This window comes from Vibrio sp. D173a, assembly GCF_030248475.1.
This window is the reverse complement of the sequence record NZ_JAHGAH010000379.1, coordinates 1-1173: the sequence shown is the minus strand read 5'-3', so window position 1 is coordinate 1173 and position 1173 is coordinate 1. Positions and strand designations below refer to the sequence as shown.

The window sequence follows — 1173 nt, the reverse complement described above, 5'->3', positions numbered from 1 at the left end:
CGAGATCTTTTAAATGCCTTTCGAACCTTTGACGGATCTTAACCTGACGAGACAAAGTTAATTCAGATGGCTCAAATAATTGCTCATCCAAAGAAATCAGAACCTGCTCTTCTACTATCTTTGAGGCTGACACCGGAAGGTAAGCGACGACTCGCTCGGTCAACCAAGGGATACCATGAGTAAATGTTCCTACCGTCAAAGCCAACATGGCAACACAGCAAACGACAATCGCCACTGCATTCTTTTCTAACTTCCCTATCCAATCATGTTGGCTATGCTGCTTTAAAAACGCCTTTAATTCGTCGCAAGGTTGAGCGACGAAAAGCCAACCATCCGGAAAAGAGATTTTGCTTGGCGTGGAACCGACACCGACATTGATCTCAACGCCTCCGATATCCGCAGAGATACGTTGCTCTCCGACATAAAGCACCAGCATACCATCTAAAGAAGTATCGAGTTTAGCCTCACAGCGTTCGGAGCTGCGAGGTGGATGCGCCACACCCGATAACATTAGCCAATACCAAGGTCGACATCAAAAGCTTGTGCTACCTCATCTGACACCGCTGACTTCACGTTAGAATCTTGCTCACTCGCGACGAGTAGATCTAAATCACCGTAAACAAAGGTATTCTCAGCGAGGTAATTCGTCGTTCGAACCATGACCCAAGGTCGAGCAAGACCAATAGTCACAACCTGAAGCAAGAAGTTAGTGACCACTAAACTGACATAACCTTTGACGGTTAAGGTTGATGCAAAGCTAAATTCAGACGCTGACTCAGTATCTTTGCCTTCGAGAACCAACTGCGAGAATGTGTAGTTACGCACTTTCACTTTAAGGTAAGCACCAATAGCAAGACCGATAGCAATAAACGCCAAGTAGTATCCGATCATAAAGGTAATAAGATCGCTGTGTCCCATCAGCTCAGCGAAAGACTCTGGATTGCTAACTAGATTCACTCCTGCAATCGCAACAAAGCTCACCACGACCACAGCCATCAGTACCATCCAAATCAGTGTTGCAATCAGATAGGTTTTAAAATAAAACGCGTTTGTGTAATCGGCTTTAAACTGACGCTCACCGTAACGGTAGCCATTAGAAAAATAGTTTGCGATACCAACCAGCGACCACGCTTGAAGGTAGACATAAGCCGGCAAGAGCACCAACATCGCGAC

At 45.7% G+C, this 1173-nt stretch carries 1 protein-coding gene and 1 pseudogene; both read right to left on the bottom strand.

Annotation, left to right across the window (positions count from 1 at the left end; translation table 11 throughout):
• Positions 1-511, bottom strand: a pseudogene (locus KIV40_RS25990) (peptidase); the annotation flags it as partial.
• Positions 511-1173 (bottom strand): DUF898 family protein (locus tag KIV40_RS25985; protein WP_285352075.1); only part of this gene is annotated, 663 nt, incomplete at its 5' end. The pseudogene KIV40_RS25990 and the gene KIV40_RS25985, both read right to left, overlap by 1 nt.